Raw genomic sequence first — 19,410 nt, forward strand, 5'->3', positions numbered from 1 at the left:
TCCACCCATCGCCACCCACCCCGCCACCGCCATGACCACCCGCCAAGCCCGTTTCGAAGCCGCCTGTGCCCCCTGGGGCGACGCCTTTGCCGGCCCCATCGTGATCGGCGGCAACTACCAACCCGTGCTGTGCCATGGCGACACGGTCTACATCAGCGGCCAGGTGCCCCGCGTGGGGACCACGGTGCAGGTCACCGGGCGCGTGGGTGCGGGCACCTCGCTGGAGCAGGCACGCACCGGCGCCCGCATCAGCGTGCTGCGCGCCCTGGCCCTGCTGCTGCAGCAACTGGGCAGCCTGGACCGCATCCAGCAGGTGCTGCGCGTCACCGTGTATGTGCAATGCGCCGACGACTTCACCCAGCACAGCGAGGTGGCCGATGCCGCCTCCGACCTGCTGGTCGAGGTGCTGGGCCCAGCCGGCCGCCACACCCGCACCTCGGTGGGCGTGCTGCAACTGCCCAAGAACGCCTCGGTCGAAATCGATCTCGTGGCGGCCTGGGGCTGAACCCCAGACACTTCGCCCTCAGGCCTCCCCAGGCCAGCGCAGCCGCAAGCCGCTGCGGAACTGCCGCGGCTGGCCCGTCACCGGGTCGTCAAAAGCCAGGGCCCGCGCCAGCAGGCGCAGCGGCTGGGAGTAATCGCCCTCGGGCGGGTCGTTCACCACGGGGTAGAAGTGGTCGTCCTGGATGGGCAGGCCCAGCGCATTCATGTGCACCCGCAGCTGGTGGCGCTTGCCCGTGACGGGGCTGAGCTGGTAGAGCGCCAGCTCGCCACGCACCTCCAGCACCTCCACCGTGCTGTCGGCATTGGGCTCGCCGGGCACCTCGCAGCAGCGGAAGAACTTGTCTGGGTCTTCCACGATGCGGCTTTGGCGCCGGATCGGGAACGCCAGCTCGGGCCGCCAAGGCGCGATCGCTTCGTACTGCTTGCCCACCTCGCGCTCGCGGAACAGCGCCTGGTAGGCGCCCCGGCTGGCCGGGTCGACCGAGAACAGCACCAGGCCGGCCGTCTCGCGGTCGATGCGGTGGATGGGCGAGAGGGTGGCGATGCCCAGCTGGTGCTTCAAGCGCACCAGCAAGGTCTCGTGCAGGTAGCGCCCGCCCGGGGTGACCGGCATGAAATGGGGTTTGTCGGCCACCAGCAGGTGCTCGTCCTGGTACACAACACCCACCTCGAAGGGGATCTGCGGCTCGGTGGCCAGCTCCCGGTAGTAGAAAAGGCGCAGGCTGTGTTCGAAGGGCCGCTCAGGCGTCACCACCTGGCCACGCTCGCACACCACGTCGCCACGGGCCATGCGCTGCACCCAATCCTCGCGGCTGACCTTGGGCAGGCGGTGCACCAGAAAGTCGAGCAGGGTGGGCCAAGGGCCGGCCGGCACCGCCACGCAACTGGGGCTGACGCCTTGGCGGATGGGCAAAACAGAGGGGCGGTCGGGCTTGTACATGGGCAAACAGGTTCTGGTGGCCTCCAGGTCGGGTTCAGGAGCCCCGGGGCAGGCGGGCGAACTATAAGCGAGCGCGCGCCCCCGGGCAGGGTCCGAGGTCCGCAAGCGGCCAGCAGCCTGGGGCGGAAGCTGCGAGACTTGCCGCATGACCGATTCCAAGCTGCCCGCCGCCTTCAACCGCCTGGCCTGGGCCAACCTGGCCGCCCAGGCCGCAGAACAACTGAGCCTGGCGGCCACGCCCATCGTGGCGGTGACGCTGCTGGGGGCCGGGCCGGGCGAGACCGGCCTGCTGGCCACCTTCCAGACCCTGCCCTTTCTGCTGTTCTCGATCCCGCTGGGCCTGCTGGCCGACCGTGGCTCGCGCCTGCGCCTGATGGTGGGGGCCGAGCTGTTGCGGGCCATCTCGCTGCTGGCCCTGCTGGGGGCCTTGCTGACGGGTCATGCGAGCCTGCGCTGGCTGCTGGCCATGGGCTTCATCGGGGCCCTGGGCACAGTGGGGTTCAGCGTGGCCGCCCCGGCGCTGGTGCCTTCGCTGGTGCCCGGCAGCGCGCTGGCGCGGGCCAACGGGCGGCTGGAGCTGGCGCGCAGCCTGGCCTATGCCGGTGGCCCGGCCCTGGCCGGCAGCCTGGTGGCCTGGGCGGGCGGATCGACCGCCTTTGTGGTGGCGGCTGTGGGTTCAGGCCTGGCCGTGGCGTGGATGCGCGGCCTGCACGAACCCCGGCGCACCCCGGCCCCGCCACGCCACCCCTGGGCCGAGCTGCGCGAGGGCGCCCGGCAGGTGTGGCACCAGCCCCTGCTGCGCCCCATCTTCCAGACCGCCGTGATCTGGAACATCGGCTGGTTTGTGCTGCAGGGCACCTACGTCTCGTATGCCGTGCGCCACCTGGGCCTGAACGCGGCCAGCGTGGGCCTGACGCTGGCCGGCTTTGGCGCTGGCATGGTGTGCGGCGCCCTGCTGGCCAGCCGGGTGCTGGCCCGCCTGCCCCTGGGCCGGGCGGTGCAGTTCGGGCCGGCCATGTCGCCGCTGGCCTGCAGCACACTGGCCGCCACGGTGTTGTGGCCTTCGGCCGCGCTGGCCGGGCTGGGGTTCTTTGTGTTCGGCTGCGGCGCCATCATCTGGACCATCAGCTCCACCACGCTGCGCCAGACCGTTACGCCCGGGGCCCTGCTGGGCCGGGTGTCGGCCATCTTTCTGACCGGCAATGCCGGCGCCCGCCCCTTGGGCGCTGCGCTGGGCGGGCTGGTGGGCGCGCAATGGGGCGAGGCCGCCTGCCTGGGCCTGGCGGTGCTGGCCTTTGCCTGGCAGCTGCTGCTGATCTCGGGGCCGGCCATCAGCCGCCTGCAAGGCTTGCCGCCGCAAGAGGTGTGAACAAGGTGGTGCCCATGCCCCGGCCCTGTGCTGGGTCAAGCACAAGGGCCGGCCAGCAGGCAAAATCGGCCCATGAGCAACAAAACCAGCCCCTCGGCGATAGCCGACCTGCGCAAGAGCTACGAGCGCGCAGAACTCAGTGAAGACGCCTCGGAGGCGCAGCCCCTGCGCCAGTTCGAGAAATGGCTCAACGAGGCCATCACGGGCGAGGTGCCTGAGCCCAATGCCATGACCCTGGCCACCGTGGGCCACGACCTGCGCCCCAGCACCCGCATCGTGCTGATCAAGGGCTATGACGAGCGGGGCATCGTCTGGTACACCAATTACGAAAGCCGCAAAGGCCACGAACTGGCCGGCAACCCGTTTGCCGCCCTGCAGTTCCACTGGGTGGAGCTGGAGCGCGTGGTGCGGATCGAGGGCCGGGTCGAGAAGGTCAGCGATGAAGAAAGCGACGCCTACTTCAACAGCCGGCCGCTCGATTCGCGCGTCGGCGCCTGGGCCAGCCCGCAAAGCCAGGTGATCAGCGGCCGCAGCGTGCTGGTGGCCAATGCGGCGCGCTACGGCGCGCAATTCATGCTCAAGCCGCCGCGCCCGCCGCACTGGGGTGGCTTCCGGCTGGTGCCTGAGCGTTGGGAGTTCTGGCAGGGCCGCAAGAGCCGCCTGCACGACCGCCTGCGTTACCGGCTGGAAGACAACGGCAGCTGGGTGCGCGAGCGCCTGGCCCCGTGAGAATCTGCGGCTGGCCTGAGGTTCAGACCAAGCCGCGCACCAGCAGCATGGCCAGCGGCAGCGTGATCAGGCCCATGACGGTGGTCACGGCCACGCTGGCGGTGATCAGCTCCTCGGCCACGCCATAGCGCTGCGAGAACAGGTAGACGTTGGCGCCGATCGGCAGGCCGGCCGTCACCACCATCACCGCCAGAGGAACCCCCTCCAGGCCCAGCAACCAGCCCAGGGCCAGCACCACGGCCGGGTGCAGCAGGTTCTTCACCCCGGCCATCGCCAGCGCCCCTTTGAGGTGGGTGCCCACCGAGCCATAGGCCAGGGTCACGCCCACCAGCACCAGTGCAATCGGCCCCATGGCATTGCCCAGCAGCTGCAAGGGCTGGTCGAGCAAGGGCGGAATGCTGAGGCCGGTGCTGCCGAACAGCAGGCCGGCCATGATGGGCAGGGGGATCGGGTGGATGATGCCTTTGCGCAAGGCCCCGCCCACGGTGGCCCAGACGCTGCGGGCCGGCGCCACACCGCGCCGCGCGTCCTCCCGCTGGGCCGCCAGCTCCAGCACGATGTTGCCGGCGGTCAGCAGCACCAGCGAGTGCAGCGAGATCAGGGTGAACAGGGTCACCATGCCGGGCTGCCCATAGGCCAGGCCGATCAGCGGGATGCCAATCATGCCGGTGTTGCTGAAGGTGCCGGCCAGGGCCAGCACCGCCCCGGTGGGGTTGTAGCCCTTGACCACGATCACCAGCGCATAGACCAGGGCTGCAGCGCCAAAGTACATCGCAATCGGCTTGAAGTCGAGCTGGCCCAGGTGCACCGCACTCATGGTGCGAAACAGCAAGGCCGGCAGCAGCAGCATGAACACCAGGTTGGACAGGTCACGCACCGCCCCACCCCCGATCCAGCGGCGCCGCCCGGCCACATAGCCCGTGAGAATGAACAGGACGACGGGCAGCAGGGCAACAACAACGGGATGGTTCACGGCAAGGCGGTCTGAGGGGCCAAAACACAGCGGCCCGCACGCAGCGGGCCGCTCTCAAGCTGCTGATTGTCGCCGCTTTGGCTCAGGTTGTCTGACAACCCAAGCCCTGAGGCTTAGAAAGCGATCTGCAAGCCGACCTTCAGGCTGCGCCCCGGCAGCGGGGCCTTGGGGAAGGCCGTGGTGGTCAGGATCGAGGTGGCGCTGTAGGCCAGCTGGTTGGTCAGGTTGTCGAGCCGGGCATACCACAGCATCTGGGTCGTCTGCCCACCCACACGGGCCGTGGTCTTGTAGCTGCCCATGGCGTTCCACAAGGTGTAGGCCGATGTGGCGCGGCTGTCGCTGGGCACCCGGGCCTGGGCGGCCGAGTGGTCAAAGCCGCCGCGCAGCGACCAGGGGCCGCGTGTCCAGGCCAGCGAGGCACCCAGGCGGGCCGGGGCGATGCGCGGCAAGGGGTCCAGCGTGTCGGCATTGATGGCGCGCACCAGATCACCGCGCAACAACAGATCCAGGGCGCCGGCGCTGCCGCCGGCCTGCAGGCCGCCGGGCCCCATCAGGCGCACCGTGGCGTTGCCCTCCAGCCCGGTGAAACGGGCGCGGATGCCGCTGTAGCGGTACTCGGGGTAGGTGGTCAGACTGCTGTCGCTGGGGTTGCGCTGGCCGTCAGCCGTCAACTGATCGCCGGTGGCCAACAGGCCGATGAAATTGCGAAAGCGCGTCTGGTAGGCATTGACGGAGGCCTTGTGGGCGCCCTGCTTCCACTGCAGGCCCAGTTCGGCGCTGGTGGAGCGCTCCTTGCCCAGCGAGGAATCCCCCGTTTCCCAGGCCACGGTGGCCATGTGGGGGCCGTTGGCAAACAGCTCGTAGTCCTTGGGCGCGCGCTCGGTGTAGGCCAGGTTGCCCGTCATCTGCCAGGCGGGGCTCAGCTTGACCAGCGCGCCCAGGGCGGCGCTGTGCGGGTTGAAGCGGCGCTCGCCAGATTCGAAACGGGCGGTCTCGGCGCTGCCCAGCGAGCGCACGGTCACGCTCTCGGTGCGGGCACCCGCGCTCAGCTTGCCCCAGGCGGTGGGCAGCTCTTCGTGGATGAACAAGGCCTGGCTGCTGCTGCGGCTCATCGGCGCAAAGGCTTCGTCGCCCAGGGCCGCAAAACGCCCGGTTTCGGCCTGCAGGCCGATCACACCGTCCAGGCCGGCAAAGCGCTCATGCCGCGCCTCCAACCGGAAGTCGTTGCCCTGGTTGGTGAAGCGCGTGCCCGCCACCCCCGATTCGTACTCGGTGTGGGCGTAATCAGAATGGCTGAACTGCCCCTTCAGGGATTGGATGAAGGCCACGGGGTAGCGCCACTCGCCTTCCAGCGCGTAGCGGTTGCTGCGCATGCCGATGGTCACGTTGTCCTCGGCCACCGTGCCATAGGTGGTCTGGTAGGTGGCGGCCGAGGCGCCCAGGTAGCCCTTGTCCCAGAACAGGCTGCCGCCGACGGACCCGCCCTGCGCGTCGCTGGCCGAGTTGCAGATGCGGCTGGCCTGGGGGCTGGCCCCGGTCTTCTCGCAAGGCAGGCTGACTGGCACATTGACATCACCCGTGCGCCGCTTGAAGCCGTCCACATGCAGGGCATAGCGGTCGTTGCCACCTTCCACCATGGCGGCCGCGCTGCGCTCTTTGTTGCCGCTGGCCAGGCCCAGGTCGACCTTGCCGGTCACGCCGTCCAGGGGCTCACGCGGGATGCGGTTGTCGATCACATTGACCACGCCGCCCACGGCGCTGCCGCCGTATTGCAAGGCACCGGGGCCGCGCAGCACCTCGATGCGGTCCACGGTGATGGGCTCCAGGGGCACGGCATGGTCAAAGCTCAGCGCCGAGGCGTCGACGGTGGCGCCGCCGTTGTTCAGCACCCGGATGCGGTCGCCGTCCAGGCCCCGGATGATGGGGCGGCTGGCGTTGGGGCCAAAGTAGGTGCTGCTCACGCCAGGCGTGCCGTCCAGGGTCTCGCCCAGGGTGCCGCGGGCGCGCTCGGTCAGATCGTCGCGCTGCAGCACCGTCACGGGCACGGTCAGCTCGGCAGCACCGAGCGGGTTGCCGGTCACGGTCACTTCACGCAGGCTGGGGCCGCTGGGTGTGGCCTGGGTGGCGGCCTCGGAGCTGGTCTGGGCCTGGGCCATCGGCACCGAGGCAATCAAGGACAGGCAGGCCAGCTGCAACAGACTGGGGCGGATCGAAGGCAGGCGCGCCAGACGCGCAGCGGGGGGCAAGGAAGTCATGGGAAATCTCGTTGAAACAGGGTCGAACACACGCTGCGTCGCCCATCAGGCGACGCAACGCCGGACAGCCAGACAGGCGGCCCGATCAGGCAGTCATCAACGAGAAAATGGAGGCGCCCTGGCCTGGCAAGGGGCGGCGGTGGCGGCCACCAGGGTGGCATCGAGCCACCAGGGCATGAAATGGCTCAGCGCCGGGCCCAGATCGGCCACGGTGAGCGCCTGGGGTGGGCCGTCGTGGCCCAGTTGGTCGTACACCAGGCAGTCCGCATCGCTGCTGTGATGTGAAAACAGTCGATCCAGCCAACGCTCGGCACTGACCTGGGCCGAGTACGCAGAAGCGGCTTCAAGCGCCGGTGAGGCCGAGGCCGGCACAGCCCCTGCGCGCCAGGCGGGGTGGTGAATCCGGTGCATCTGCCCCAACACCGGGGCCAGCACCAAGACCAGCAGCAAGGCGGCCCACCCCAGGCGCAGGCCTGTGACGGGCAACACCCTGCCCCACCAGGCGGCAAAGCCGGGCGCAGTCAAGGTCTTCATGGCGGATCGGGCGGACATCGTGAAAGGCGGGAGCGGCCTACAACAGGCTCAAACCAAGATTGTGTAATCGCTGTGACTCAGGATTGTGACAAAAACCCGCTCAATCTTTCAGAAACCGGGCAAAGGTTTTCTGGAACTTGGCCACTTTGGGCCCCACCACAAACGCGCAGTAGCCCTGGCCAGGGTGCTGCTCGAAGTAGTCCTGGTGGTAATCCTCGGCCGGCCAGTAGTTGTCCAGCAACGCCAGCTCCGTGACCACGGGCTGGGGCCAGGTGCCGCTGGCGTTCACCGCGGCCACAAAGGCCTGGGCCTGGGCCAGTTGGGCGGCATCCTCGGCGTAGATGCCGCTGCGGTACTGGGTGCCCACATCGTTGCCCTGGCGGTTGAGTGTGGTGGGGTCGTGGATCGAGAAAAAGACCTGCAGGATCTCGTCGAGCGAGATCATCGCCGGATCGAAGCGCAGGCGCACCACCTCCGCATGCCCCGTGCTGCCGCTGCACACCTGCTCGTAGCTGGGCTGGACCACCTGGCCATTGCAGTAGCCCGACTCCACATCCAGCACGCCGCGCACGCGCACATACACGGCCTCGGTGCACCAGAAGCAGCCGCCACCCAGGGTGATGGTCTCGATCGTCATGTTTTCCACCTTTTTTTGCACAACAACACAGACCGGCAATGTAGCCTGAGCCCAATGGGCACGCTGGCCCGGGGTCATCGGCCGCACGGGTTCAGTGTGGCCTGCTGGCTTGACGCGCGGCAAATGCGAACGTTACATTACTAACCAATCAGTCATTAGCCGCCCATGCCCCTGCCCAAATTCAAGCTCTGCTCTGCCGGCGACAGCCACAGCAAGCGCGAGCGCCGCAAGGAAGCCCGACCCGGTGAGTTGCTTGAAGCAGCGCTCGACCTGTTCGTGGAAAAAGGCTTTGCCGCCACCCGGGCGGAAGAGGTGGCGGCACGCGCCGGGGTGTCCAAGGGCACGCTGTTTCTGTACTTTGGCAGCAAGGAAGAGCTTTTCAAGGCCGTGGTGCGCGAGAACATCTCGGGCCGCTTCACCGAATGGGAGGGCGAGTTGAACACCTTCACCGGCACCAGCGCCGAACTGATGGCCTATGCCATGCGCAGCTGGTGGGAGCGGGTGGGCATGACCAAGGCCTCGGGCATCACCAAGCTGATGATGAGCGAGGCGCGCAATTTCCCCGAGATCGCCGAGTTCTACCAGCAAGAAGTGATCCTGCCGGGTCGCCAGCTGATCCGGCGCATCCTGGAGCGTGGCGTGGCCCGTGGCGAGTTCCGACCGCTGGACATGGACCACGCGGTGTACTGCGTGATGGCCCCCATGATCTTCCTGATGATGTGGCGCCACTCGGTCGGTGCCTGCGCCCCCACCGACTTCGAAATGTCCCCCGAGCGCTTCATCGACCAGCAGATCGACCTCTTGGTCGATGGCCTGCAGACACGCGCCCCGGGCGCAGCCCCCTCTTCCCCCGCACCATAAGAAACAACGAGACAAAGATGACGCAAACGCAAGCGCCCTCCGGGAAACGCCGGTGGATCAAATGGGCCGTGCTGGCCCTGGTCGTGCTGGCCCTGGGCTTCAGCGTGCTGCGGGCCCTGTCGGCGCGCAAGGCCCAACAGGCGGCCGTGGCCGAGGCCAGCCAGCGGGCGCAACCCGTGATCGAACTGGCGCCCACCGACCTGGTGGCCGCCAAGGTGCAGAGCCTGAGCCAGGGCCTGCCGGTGTCGGGCAGCTTGCGGGCGGTGAATTCGGCCTTCATCCGCACCCGGGTGCCGGGCGAATTGCAGCAACTGACCGTGCGCGAGGGCGACAGCGTCCAGGCCGGCCAGGTGCTGGCCCGCATCGAGGTGACCGAGTTCCAGTTCCGCCTGCGCCAGACCCAGGACCAGGCTGACTCGGCCAAGGCCCAGATCGACATCGCCCAGCGCCAGTACGACAACAACAAGGCCCTGGTGGCCCAGGGTTTCATATCGCAGACCGCGCTGGACACCTCGCTGGCCACGCTGAACTCAGCCATCTCCACCTACAAGGCCGCGCAGGCCGCCGTCGAAGTCACCCGCAAGACCTTCGAAGACACCGTGCTCAAGGCCCCCATCAGCGGCCAGGTGGCACAGCGCCTGGCCCAGCCCGGCGAGCGCCTGCCAGTGGACAGCAAGGTGCTGGAGATCGTCGATCTGAGCCGGCTGGAGCTGGAAGCCACCTTCAGCCCGGCCGATTCGCTGAGCTTGAAAGTGGGCCAACGGGCCCGCCTGAGCATCGAGCAGAACGGCCAAGGCAGCGCCACCGTGGGCGCCACCGTCTCGCGCATCAACCCCAGCGCCCAAGCGGGCAGCCGCAGTGTGCTGGCCTACCTGACGCTGGACACCCCCGGCAGCGCCGGCCCGGTGCTGCGCCAGGGCCTGTTTGCCCAGGGCATGCTCGACACCGTGCGCGTGAACGGACTGGCCGTGCCGTTGTCGGCCGTGCGCACCGACAAACCCAAGCCCTATGTGCAAACCGTGCAGCAGGGCCAGGTCAAGCACCTGGCCGTGACGCCGGGCCTCCGCGGCGAAGTAGGTCAGGACCTCTGGGTGGCCGTGCCCGACCTGCCCGAAGGCACCCAGGTGCTGCGCGGCGAACTGGGGCCGCTGCGCGAGGGCACGGCGGTGCGCCTGACGACATCGCCTGCACCTGCCGCCACCTCGGCCCCACCCGCCACTGCGGCTGCGGCTGCACGGAACTGAAGCGCCATGTGGTTCACCCGCGTCAGCCTGAAAAACCCCGTCTTCGCCACCATGGTGATGCTCGCCATCGTGGTGCTGGGCCTGTTCTCGTACCAGCGCCTGCAGGTCGATCAGTTCCCCAACATCGACTTTCCGGTGGTGGTGGTCACCACCGAATACCCGGGCGCCTCGCCTGAGATCGTCGAGAGCGAGGTCACCAAGAAGGTCGAAGAAGGCGTCAACTCAATCGCCGGCATCAACAACCTCACCTCGCGCACCTACCTGGGCCAGTCGGTGGTGATCATCGAGTTCCAGTTGCAGATCGATGGCCGCAAGGCGGCTGAAGACGTGCGCGAAAAAGTGGCCTCGATCCGGCCCAACTTCCGCACCGAGGTCAAGGAGCCGCGCGTGCTGCGCTTCGACCCGGCCAGCAAGGCGGTCTGGTCGCTGGCGGTGCTGCCCGAGGCCACTGCAGGCGGCGGCCAGGGCATGAGCCCGGTCGAGCTCACCAACTGGGCCGACCAGGTGCTCAAGAAGCGGCTGGAGAACGTGCGCGGCGTGGGCTCGGTGTCTCTGGTGGGCGGCACCAAGCGCGAGATCAACATCTACCTGAACCCGGCGGCGATGGAGTCCTTCGGCGTCACGGCCGATCAGGTGGCCACCGCCGTGCGCAACGAGGCGCAGGACCTGCCCGTGGGTTCGGTGCGCTCGCTGGCCCAGGAGCGGGTGGTGCAGATCGACGCCCGCATGCAGCGCCCCGAGGATTTCGGGCGCCTGATCGTGGCGCGGCGCGGCGGCAGCCCGGTGCGGCTCGAACAGGTGGCCCGCGTGGCCGACGGCGCCCAGGAGCTGGACAGCCTGGCGCTGTACAACGGCCAGCGCACCCTGCTGCTGTCGGTGCAGAAGGCGCAGGACGAAAACACCATCCAGGTGGTCGACGGCCTGTACAAGGCGATCGATGAGATGAAGGGCCAACTGCCACCGGGGCTCAGCCTGCAGCCCATCCTGGACGGCTCGCGCCCGATCCGCGTGGCGGTGGACAACGTGCGCCGCACCCTGATCGAAGGCGCGGTGCTGACCGTGCTGATCGTGTTCCTGTTCCTGAACTCCTGGCGCTCCACGCTGATCACCGGCCTGACGCTGCCCATTGCGCTGATCGGCACCTTTTTGTTCATGAACCTGTTCGGCTTCACCATCAACATGATCACGCTGATGGCGCTGTCGCTGTGCGTGGGCCTGCTGATCGACGACGCCATCGTGGTGCGCGAGAACATCGTGCGCCACGTGCAGATGGGCAAGACGGCCTTCCAGGCCTCGCTCGACGGAACACAGGAGATCGGCCTGGCGGTGCTGGCCACCACCTTGTCGATCGTGGCGGTGTTCCTGCCCATCGGGTTCATGGAAGGCATCATCGGCAAGTTCTTCCACGAGTTCGGCATCACCATCGTCGCCGCCGTGATGATCTCGATGTTCGTCAGCTTCACGCTCGACCCGATGCTGTCCTCCATCTGGCACGACCCCAGCATCCACGCCCATGGCGAGCGACACGCCCCGGTCACCCTGTACGACAAGACCATCGGCCGCGTCACCGGCGCGTTTGATGATGCCACCGAGTGGCTGGCCGAGGGCTACCAGACCCTGCTGCGCTGGTCGCTGGGGCACCGGCTGGCCACCCTGCTGCTGGCGCTGGCCATCTTCGTGCTGAGCGTGGTCATGGTGCCGCTGCTGGGTACCGAGTTCGTGCCCAAGGCCGACTTCTCCGAGACCACCATCAATTTCTACACCCCGGTGGGCTCGTCGCTGGAGGCCACCGAGGCCAAGGCACGCCAGGTCGAGGCCATCGTGCGCGAGGCGCCCGAGGTGCGCTACACCCTGGCCACCATCAACACCGGCACCGCCCAGGGCAAGATGTACGCCAGCCTGTACGTGCGCCTGGTGGACCGCAAGCAGCGCAGCCGCAGCGTGGACCAGATGTCGGCCGCACTGCGCGAACGCCTGCGCCAGGTGCCGGGCATCACGGTCACCCACGTGGGCCTGCTGGACTCAGTAGGCGGCAGCAAACAGGTCGAGTTCTCGCTGCAAGGCCCGGACCAGACCGAGCTGGAGCGCCTCAGCCGCCTGGTGATGGACAAGGTGCGGGGCATCCCGGGCCTGGTCGACCTCGACTCCAGCGTGAAAGACCCCGCCCCCCAGATCTCGGTGCAGCTGCGGCGCGACGCAGCCTCCGACCTGGGCCTGAGCGTGGGCCAAGTGGGCCAGTCGCTGCGCCTGCTGGTGGCCGGCGAGACCGAGGGCACCTGGCGGGCGCCCGACGACCAGACCTACGACATCAACGTGCGCCTGGCCCCCGATGCCCGCAACAGCCCGCAAGATCTGGAGCGCCTGCCCTTTGCCCTGGCCACCGCGGCCGATGGCAGCACGCGGGTCGTGCGCCTGAACCAGGTGGCCCAGGTGCGCGACTCGACCGGCAGCAACCAGATCAACCGGCGTGACCTGACGCGCGAGGTGGCGATCAATGCCAACGTCTACGGTCGCTCGGCCGGCGAGGTGTCGGCCGACATCCAGAAGTCCATGCAGGGCGTGCAATTGCCGCCGGGTTACCGCTATGCCTTCAGCGGCTCGACCAAGAGCATGGCCGAGTCCTTCGGCTACGCCGTGTCGGCCCTGGCGATGGCGGTCATCTTCATCTACATGATCCTGGCCAGCCAGTTCAAGAGCTTTCTGCAGCCCCTGGCGCTGATGACCTCCCTGCCGTTGACCCTGATCGGCGTGGTGCTGGCCCTGCTGATGTTCGGCTCGACCCTGTCGATGTTCTCCATCATCGGTGTGGTGATGCTGATGGGCCTGGTCACCAAGAATGCAATCTTGCTGGTCGACTTTGCCATCCGCGCCCGCGAAGGCGGCCTGGATGCGCAGGGCCAGTCCGTGGCCGGGCTGCCCCGTGCCGAGGCCCTGCTGCTGGCGGCCCGGGTGCGGCTGCGCCCCATCCTGATGACCACGCTGGCCATGATCTTCGGCATGGTGCCGCTGGCCTTTGCCATCACCGAAGGCTCCGAGCAGCGCGCCCCCATGGGGCAGGCCGTGATCGGGGGGGTGATCACCTCCTCCTTGCTGACCCTGGTGGTGGTGCCGGTGGTGTATTGCTACCTCGACGACCTCGCTGCATGGCTGCGCCGTTCGCGCCAGCGCGGCCAAACGCCGGCCAGCCCGCCTAAAATCGATGGTTTGTCCTGATCCACCGCCGGAGAACCCCAACATGTCCATGCCCCAGAACCTCGAGCAAGCCCGTTTCAACATGATCGAACAGCAGATCCGCCCCTGGGATGTGCACGCGCCTGAGATCCTGGAACTGCTCAACACCCTGCACCGCGAAGACTTTGTGCCCGAAAGCCAGCGCGCCATCGCCTTCGTCGACATGGAAGTGCCCCTGCCCGGCGGCCAGGTGATGCTGGCCCCCAAGTACGAAGCCCGTGTGATGCAGGAGCTGAAGGTGCAGAAGAACGAGAAGGTGCTCGAGATCGGCACCGGTTCGGGCTACATGGCCGCCCTGCTGGCCCACCAGGCACAGCGTGTGGTCAGCCTCGAAATCAACCCCGAACTGGCCGAGTTCGCCCGTGGCAACCTGCAGCGCGCCGGCATCCACAACGTGGAAGTGCGCGTGGCCGATGGCGCCCGCACGGTGCAGGCCGACGGCCCCTTCGACGTGATCGTGCTGAGCGGCTCGGTGGCCGAAGTGCCCCCCGCCCTGCTCGACCAGCTCAAGGTCGGTGGCCGCCTGTTCGCCATCGTGGGTTACGAGCCTGTGATGCGTGCCCACTACATCACCCGCAGCGGCGCCAAGACCTTCGAGACCAAGACCCCCTGGGACACCATCGCGCCCCGCCTGCAGAATTTCCCCGAGCCTTCGCGCTTCCGTTTCTGACCCTCACCGGAACCCTTGCATGATCGACCAAGTCCGACCCGCCAGCCTGAATGACTGGCTCCAGTCCCACCCCGGCGTCCAGCCCATCGTGCTGGACGTGCGCGAACCCTGGGAGCTGCAGACCGCCAGCATCAAGCCGGCGGCGGACTACCGGCTGGTCAGCATTCCGATGGGAGAGATTCCGGCGCGACTGGCCGAACTGGACCCCGCCACCCCGGTGGCCTGCCTGTGCCACCACGGGGCCCGCAGCCAGCGCGTCGCTGCCTTTTTGGCAGCAAACGGTTTTGAATCGGTCGTCAACCTGGCCGGCGGCATCCATGCCTGGGCTCTGGAGCGCGACCCTGAAGTGCCCGTTTATTGATGAACCTCCCCGGAGTGCCTTTTCCATGCCTTCCATGCAAGATTCTTTTCATGCCCTGCGGCGGCTGCCCGCTCTGCTGACCCTGATCGGCCTGACCACGGGCCTGAGCGCGCTCAGCACCCCGCTGCACGCCCAAAGCCTGGACGAGTTGTACCAGGCCGCCCGCGACTACGACGCCAGCTACCGCGGCGCCCGCTCGCAGTTCGAGGCCACGCTGGCCCGCGCCGAACAGGCCAAGGCCAATCTGCGCCCCACCATCGGCATGCAGACCTCGATCACCCGCAGCACCGTGTCGGGCAACATCGATTCGGTGCCTTATTTCAAACACCCCTATGGCGTGCGCCAGAACGGTGTCAACCTGACTCAGCCGCTGTACCGCCCGGGCAACCTGGCCTCCTACCAGCAAGGCGAAAAGCTGCTGCTGCAGGCCGATGCCCAACTGGCCCTGGCTGAACAAGACCTGATCGTGCGGGTGAGCCAGGCCTATTTCGACGTGCTGGCCGCGCAAGACAGTCTGGTCTTCGTGCAAGCCCAGAAGGTGGCGGTGGAAGAACAGCTCGCCTCGGCCCAGCGCAACTTCGAGGTGGGCACCGCGACCATCACCGACACGCGCGAGGCGCAGGCCCGGCGCGACCTGGTGCTGAGCCAAGAGATTGCGGCCCAGAACGACCTGCGGGTGAAACGCCTGTTCCTGGATCAACTGGTGGGCCGCAGCAACACCACGCCCAAGCCCCTGCAGCCCAACGTGCCCATCAGCGCGCCGCCGGCCGAGCAGATCAGCCAATGGATCGAAGCCACCAGCGGGCACCCCAGCGTGCAACTGGCCCAGACCGCGGTCGACGTGGCCGAACTGGAAGTGCGCAAGGCCCAGGCCGGCGAAAAGCCCACGGTCGACCTCACGGGCAGCTATGGCTTTGCCCGCAATGAGAACGGCTCCAGCCTCTCGCCCACCAGCACTGTGAGCTCGCGTATCTACCAGGGCTCGATCGGGGTGACCATGAACATCCCCCTGTACGCCGGTGGTGCGCTGCAGAACCGCATCCGCGAAACCCTGTCGCTCGAAGACAAGGCCCGCAGCGACCTCGAAGCCGCCCGCCGCAACGTGGCCCAGGCCACCCGCAGCGCGTTCTACGGCGTGGTGTCCGGGGCCAGCCAGGTGCAGGCCCTGCAGGCGGCCGAGGCCTCCAGCCAGGTGGCGCTGGACGCCAACCGCCTGGGCTACCAGGTGGGTGTGCGCATCAACATCGATGTGCTGAACTCGCAAAGCCAGCTCTACCAGACCAAGCGCGACCTGGCCCAGGCCCGCTACAACGTGCTGCTGGGCGGCCTGAAGCTGCGCCAGGCCAACGGCAGCCTCAAGCCCGAAGACCTGCAGGCGGTCAATCAGTTGCTGCTGCCTTGAGTCCAGGGCCGGGGCCCAGCGCTGCCCCGCCGTAGAATCAGCCTTCATTGTGGGAGCCGACCTGATGAGACCCTCTGAAGCCCTGGCCTTGAACCGAGCCGCCATTCGGGAAGTCGTCGCCTCTCACCGCGCCGGCAATGCCCGCGTGTTCGGCTCGGTGCTGCACGGCCACGATACCGACAACAGCGACCTGGACATCCTGATCGATCCGACGCCGCAGACGACGCTGTTCGATATTGGCGCCATCATGCACGACCTGCGCAAACTGCTGGGTGTGCCAGTTGACGTGCTCACGCCCAATGCACTCCCTGAAAGTTTCAGGGCCAGGGTCCTGGCGGAGGCTCGTCCGATATGAGTCGGGATCTCCAGCGTTTGCCAGACTACCTGGCGCACATCCTGGAAGCCATAGAGCGCATCGACAGCTATACCCGACACCTGGACGCCAAGGCCTTCACCAACGAGAAGTTGGTACAGGACGCAGTGATCCGCAACCTGGAAGTCATCGGCGAGGCGGGTAACAACATTGAAAAGCACCACCCAGGCTTTGCTGCAGCGCACCCGGAACTGCCACTGTCGATTGCCTACGACATGCGCAATGCCCTGGCCCATGGTTACTTCAAGGTGGATCTTGCAGTCGTCTGGCAAACGATCCAGAGTGACCTGCCAGAGTTGAAGGTGCGCATCACCAGGGCCCGAGAAGACCTTCTCGACGGTCAGGATCCAGCGATTTTGGGGCCTTGAGTTCGGCGGCCCCCCTCAGCCCACCCCATCAAGCACTCCCTGCAGCCCACAACCCGGCCGCCGCCTCAGCCGTGCGCTGCGCAGCCCCCCGATGCGCCTGGGTGAACGCCACCGCAGCCTGCGCCGCATCCAGACAACGGCGCTCGTCGGCCAGCAAAGCCTGGGCCTGGCCCACCGCATGGGCCATGTCGCTGACGCGCCATGCGGCGCCCGCCTCCAGGGCCAGTTCGACCGCATCGGCAAAATTGAAGGTGTGCGGGCCCACCAGCACCGGGCAACCGCTGGCACAGGCCTCGATCAGGTTCTGCCCCCCCAGTGGCTCGAAACTGCCCCCCAGCAAGGCCAGGCGGGCCAAGCGGTAATACAGGGCCATTTCGCCGAGTGAATCGCCAATCCAGACATCGGCCTGGGGTGGCAACACCGGGGCCGCCAGGTCGCCCCATTGGCTGCGCCGGGCCACTGTCAGGCCGGCGCTCTTGAACAAGGCCGCCACCTCGTCAAAGCGCTGGGGATGCCGCGGCACCACCAGCCACTGGATGGCCGCATTGCCCACACTGCCTGCATTGCTGCGCCAGCTTTCGATCAGGGCGGCCTCTTCGCCCTCGCGCGAACTGGCCAACAGCACCACGCGCTGACCCCGCTCGTTGTCCAGGCGGCGAGCCAAGGCCCGCCCCAGTGACTGCTGAGCCTCATCGGGCTGGGCATCGAACTTGACATTGCCGAGCACCGCTTGAACAGGCGCCCCCACCGAGCGCAGCCGAACGGCGTCGTCCTCGGTCTGGGCCCAGACGGCGCTGAAGCCTCGGTAGGCCGGCCCGCTGAGCCAGCGCAGGCGCTGGGCCGCAGCACGTGAGCGCTCGTTGAGCCGGGCATTGGCCAGCGCCAAAGGGATCCCGGCCCCCTGACAGGCCGCGATCAGATTGGGCCAGACCTCGGTTTCCATGATCAGCCCCAGCGCGGGCCGGAAATGGCGCACAAAACGCTGCACCGCCGCTGGCGTGTCCCAGGGCTGCCAGACCTGCACATCGCCTTCGCGCAGCAGGCGCAGCCCTTCGGCCCGGCCAGTGGCCGTGCCATGGGTCAGCAGCAATCGAAACGGCCAGCCGCGGCGCGCCCATTCCGAGCGCAGCGCCGCGATCAGGATGCCGGCGGCCCGGGTCTCGCCGAGCGACACCGCGTGCACCCAGACAAAACCTTGCCCGGGCGCGTGGCTGTAGTGACCGAATCGCTCTTCGATCGCCTCCAGGTAACCCGGCTCGTTGACCCCGCGGCGCGCCAGCTTGCGCCGCAACAGGGGTTGAGCGGCCACCAGGGCGGCCGAATAGAGGGTGCGCGCCAGGGTCATGCGCGGCCGGCGTGAGGATGGCGGTGGGATGCGGTCAATGCCGTGGCCGTCGGTGGGTCAGTGGGCCGCGCTGCCGACCTGGGCATCGGGCTTGATCTGGCGCAGCAGGGCCAGCATGTCGCCCTCGATGCGGTGCAGGGCCTCGGCGTTCTGTCCTTCAAAGCGCAGCACCAGCACCGGCGTGGTGTTGGAGGCACGGATCAGGCCAAAGCCATCGGCCCAGTCCACCCGCAGGCCGTCGATGGCCGAAATGGCCGGCGTGTCACTGTCGCCGCGCACAGCGGCCCGTTGCGCCAGGAAAGCGGGCGCTGCGGCCTGCAGTTCGGCCGTGACGCGGTGCGGCTCGCCTTCGGCGCAGGCCACATTCAACTCAGGCGTCGAATGGCTTTGCGGCAGGCCGTTGAGCACCGCATTGGCATCAGGGTGGCGGCTCAGGATCTCCAGCAGACGGCAACCCGCATAGGTGCCATCGTCAAAGCCGTACCAGCGCTCTTTGAAGAAGATGTGGCCGCTCATCTCGCCGCCGAGGGGAGCGTTGGTTTCGCGCATGCGGGCCTTGATCAGCGAGTGGCCGGTCTTGAACATCACCGGCACCCCGCCAGCGGCCGCGATCTCGGGCGCCAGGCGCTGGGTGCATTTGACGTCGAACACGATCTCGCCGCCGGGCACCCGCGACAGCACGTCGCGCGCAAACAGCATCATCTGGCGGTCGGGGAAGATGTTCTGACCGTCCTTGGTGACGATGCCCAGGCGGTCGCCGTCGCCATCAAAAGCCAGGCCCAGTTCGGCGTCACCGGCCTGCAAGGCGGCCATCAGGTCGCGCAGGTTTTCGGGCTTGCTGGGGTCGGGGTGGTGGTTGGGAAAGTCGCCATCGACCTCGCTGAACAGTTCGGTCACCTCGCAACCCAGGGCGCGGAAGATGGCCGGCGCCGACGCACCGGCAATGCCGTTGCCCGAGTCGACCACGATCTTCAGCGGGCGGGCCAGCTTCACATCGCCCACGATGCGGTCGCTGTAGGCGGGGCCCACGTCGGCCTGGCGCACGCTGCCACCGGCCAGGCGCGGAGCGCTGTCGGCCTCCATGGTGCGGCGCAGGGCCTGGATTTCATCGCCGTAGATGGCCTTGCCGGCCAGCACCATCTTGAAGCCGTTGTAGTCCTTGGGGTTGTGGCTGCCAGTGACCTGGATGCCGCTGCGGCACAGCGTGCTGGCGGCAAAGTACAGCATGGGCGTGGTCACCGCGCCCACATCGATCACCTCGATGCCCGCCGCCACCAGGCCACGGATCAGCGCCTGCACCAGGGACGGGCCGCTGAGGCGGCCATCACGCCCCACCGCCACCGTCTTTTCACCCAGGGCCTGGGCCGCCGCACCGAAAGCCAGGCCCAGGGCCTCGGCCACCTCGGTGTTCAGGGTCGTGGGCACAATGCCCCGGATGTCATAAGCCTTGAAGATCGCTGCATTCACTTGCATGGATAGAGCCCGTACGGAGGATGTGTCACTGGTGAAAACCGGCACACCGTGTGCCGGAACTTCGCCCGATTGTAGTGAGGGGAAAGCCTGAGTTGACAATTTCTTACTCATCCGTTTAGGGGAAGGATGGGGTCCGAAAAC

Annotated in this window: 18 protein-coding genes; 11 read left to right on the forward strand and 7 right to left on the reverse strand. The window is 67.7% G+C overall.

Translation table 11 applies throughout. The features are described from left to right. Positions 1-31: 31 nt before the first annotated feature. The gene (locus tag F624_RS0123385) at positions 32-505 is read left to right on the forward strand and encodes a RidA family protein (protein WP_019576798.1); all 474 of its coding nucleotides are present in this window, start codon (positions 32-34) and stop codon (positions 503-505) included. Positions 506-523: 18 nt separating this feature from the next. Here F624_RS0123385 and F624_RS0123390 read toward each other — a convergent pair whose 3' ends face one another. Next, entirely contained in the window at positions 524-1,444 is a 921-nt protein-coding gene (locus F624_RS0123390) for a pseudouridine synthase (protein WP_019576799.1), read from the reverse strand. Between the two features lie 145 nt (positions 1,445-1,589). Between F624_RS0123390 and F624_RS0123395 the strand changes: the two genes are divergently transcribed. Both F624_RS0123395 and pdxH read left to right on the forward strand, forming a co-directional pair. Beyond that, on the forward strand, positions 1,590-2,813 hold the full coding sequence (locus tag F624_RS0123395) for an MFS transporter (RefSeq protein ID WP_019576800.1): 1,224 nt from the start codon (positions 1,590-1,592) through the stop codon (positions 2,811-2,813). 72 nt (positions 2,814-2,885) lie between these two features. Beyond that, positions 2,886-3,542 carry a pyridoxamine 5'-phosphate oxidase gene (gene pdxH, locus F624_RS0123400; protein WP_019576801.1) on the forward strand — a complete coding sequence of 219 codons (657 nt, stop codon included), beginning with the start codon at positions 2,886-2,888 and terminating at the stop codon, positions 3,540-3,542. A 22-nt stretch (positions 3,543-3,564) separates the two neighbouring features. On the opposite strand, the gene F624_RS0123405 is transcribed toward pdxH, so the two are convergent. From F624_RS0123405 to msrA, 4 genes are all read right to left on the reverse strand, one after another. Next, entirely contained in the window at positions 3,565-4,515 is a 951-nt protein-coding gene (locus F624_RS0123405; protein ID WP_019576802.1) for an AEC family transporter, read from the reverse strand. Between the two features lie 113 nt (positions 4,516-4,628). Further along, positions 4,629-6,770 (reverse strand): TonB-dependent receptor, encoded by a 2,142-nt coding sequence (locus F624_RS0123410; RefSeq protein ID WP_019576804.1) that lies wholly within the window; start codon positions 6,768-6,770, stop codon positions 4,629-4,631. 96 nt (positions 6,771-6,866) lie between these two features. Continuing rightward, positions 6,867-7,304 (reverse strand): hypothetical protein, encoded by a 438-nt coding sequence (locus tag F624_RS33630; RefSeq protein WP_019576805.1) that lies wholly within the window; start codon positions 7,302-7,304, stop codon positions 6,867-6,869. A 100-nt stretch (positions 7,305-7,404) separates the two neighbouring features. Continuing rightward, positions 7,405-7,941 (reverse strand): peptide-methionine (S)-S-oxide reductase MsrA, encoded by a 537-nt coding sequence (msrA, locus tag F624_RS0123420; protein WP_031256030.1) that lies wholly within the window; start codon positions 7,939-7,941, stop codon positions 7,405-7,407. Positions 7,942-8,106: 165 nt separating this feature from the next. On the opposite strand from msrA, the gene F624_RS0123425 reads away from it, so the two are divergent. The 8 genes from F624_RS0123425 to F624_RS0123460 all read left to right on the forward strand — a co-directional run bounded on the left by F624_RS0123425 (position 8,107) and on the right by F624_RS0123460 (position 16,451). Further along, positions 8,107-8,802, forward strand: coding sequence for a TetR/AcrR family transcriptional regulator (locus F624_RS0123425; protein WP_019576807.1), 696 nt, complete (start codon positions 8,107-8,109; stop codon positions 8,800-8,802). Between the two features lie 17 nt (positions 8,803-8,819). Continuing rightward, entirely contained in the window at positions 8,820-10,046 is a 1,227-nt protein-coding gene (locus F624_RS0123430; protein ID WP_019576808.1) for an efflux RND transporter periplasmic adaptor subunit, read from the forward strand. Positions 10,047-10,052: 6 nt separating this feature from the next. Further along, entirely contained in the window at positions 10,053-13,259 is a 3,207-nt protein-coding gene (locus F624_RS0123435; protein WP_019576809.1) for an efflux RND transporter permease subunit, read from the forward strand. Between the two features lie 22 nt (positions 13,260-13,281). Further along, positions 13,282-13,947, forward strand: a complete 666-nt coding sequence (locus tag F624_RS0123440) for a protein-L-isoaspartate O-methyltransferase family protein (protein ID WP_019576810.1) — start codon at positions 13,282-13,284, stop codon at positions 13,945-13,947. 19 nt (positions 13,948-13,966) lie between these two features. After that, positions 13,967-14,308, forward strand: coding sequence for a rhodanese-like domain-containing protein (locus F624_RS0123445; RefSeq protein ID WP_019576811.1), 342 nt, complete (start codon positions 13,967-13,969; stop codon positions 14,306-14,308). A 34-nt stretch (positions 14,309-14,342) separates the two neighbouring features. Beyond that, positions 14,343-15,710: a TolC family outer membrane protein gene (locus tag F624_RS0123450; protein ID WP_019576812.1), complete on the forward strand. Its 1,368-nt coding sequence runs from the start codon at positions 14,343-14,345 to the stop codon at positions 15,708-15,710. Between the two features lie 64 nt (positions 15,711-15,774). After that, positions 15,775-16,065, forward strand: coding sequence for a nucleotidyltransferase family protein (locus F624_RS0123455; protein ID WP_019576813.1), 291 nt, complete (start codon positions 15,775-15,777; stop codon positions 16,063-16,065). Then, positions 16,062-16,451, forward strand: a complete 390-nt coding sequence (locus tag F624_RS0123460) for a HepT-like ribonuclease domain-containing protein (protein ID WP_031256032.1) — start codon at positions 16,062-16,064, stop codon at positions 16,449-16,451. The genes F624_RS0123455 and F624_RS0123460 overlap by 4 nt, the downstream gene beginning before the upstream one ends. A gap of 28 nt (positions 16,452-16,479) precedes the next feature. Here the strand turns inward: F624_RS0123460 and F624_RS0123465 are convergent, their stop codons facing one another. Further along, positions 16,480-17,796 carry a 3-deoxy-D-manno-octulosonic acid transferase gene (locus F624_RS0123465; protein WP_019576815.1) on the reverse strand — a complete coding sequence of 439 codons (1,317 nt, stop codon included), beginning with the start codon at positions 17,794-17,796 and terminating at the stop codon, positions 16,480-16,482. 57 nt (positions 17,797-17,853) lie between these two features. Further along, a complete protein-coding gene (locus F624_RS0123470; protein ID WP_019576816.1) occupies positions 17,854-19,269 on the reverse strand; it encodes a phosphomannomutase/phosphoglucomutase in 1,416 nt (471 codons plus the stop codon). Positions 19,270-19,410 lie beyond the last annotated feature (141 nt).

The sequence above is a fragment of the Curvibacter lanceolatus ATCC 14669 genome (assembly GCF_000381265.1).
Classification (GTDB): domain Bacteria; phylum Pseudomonadota; class Gammaproteobacteria; order Burkholderiales; family Burkholderiaceae_C; genus Curvibacter; species Curvibacter lanceolatus.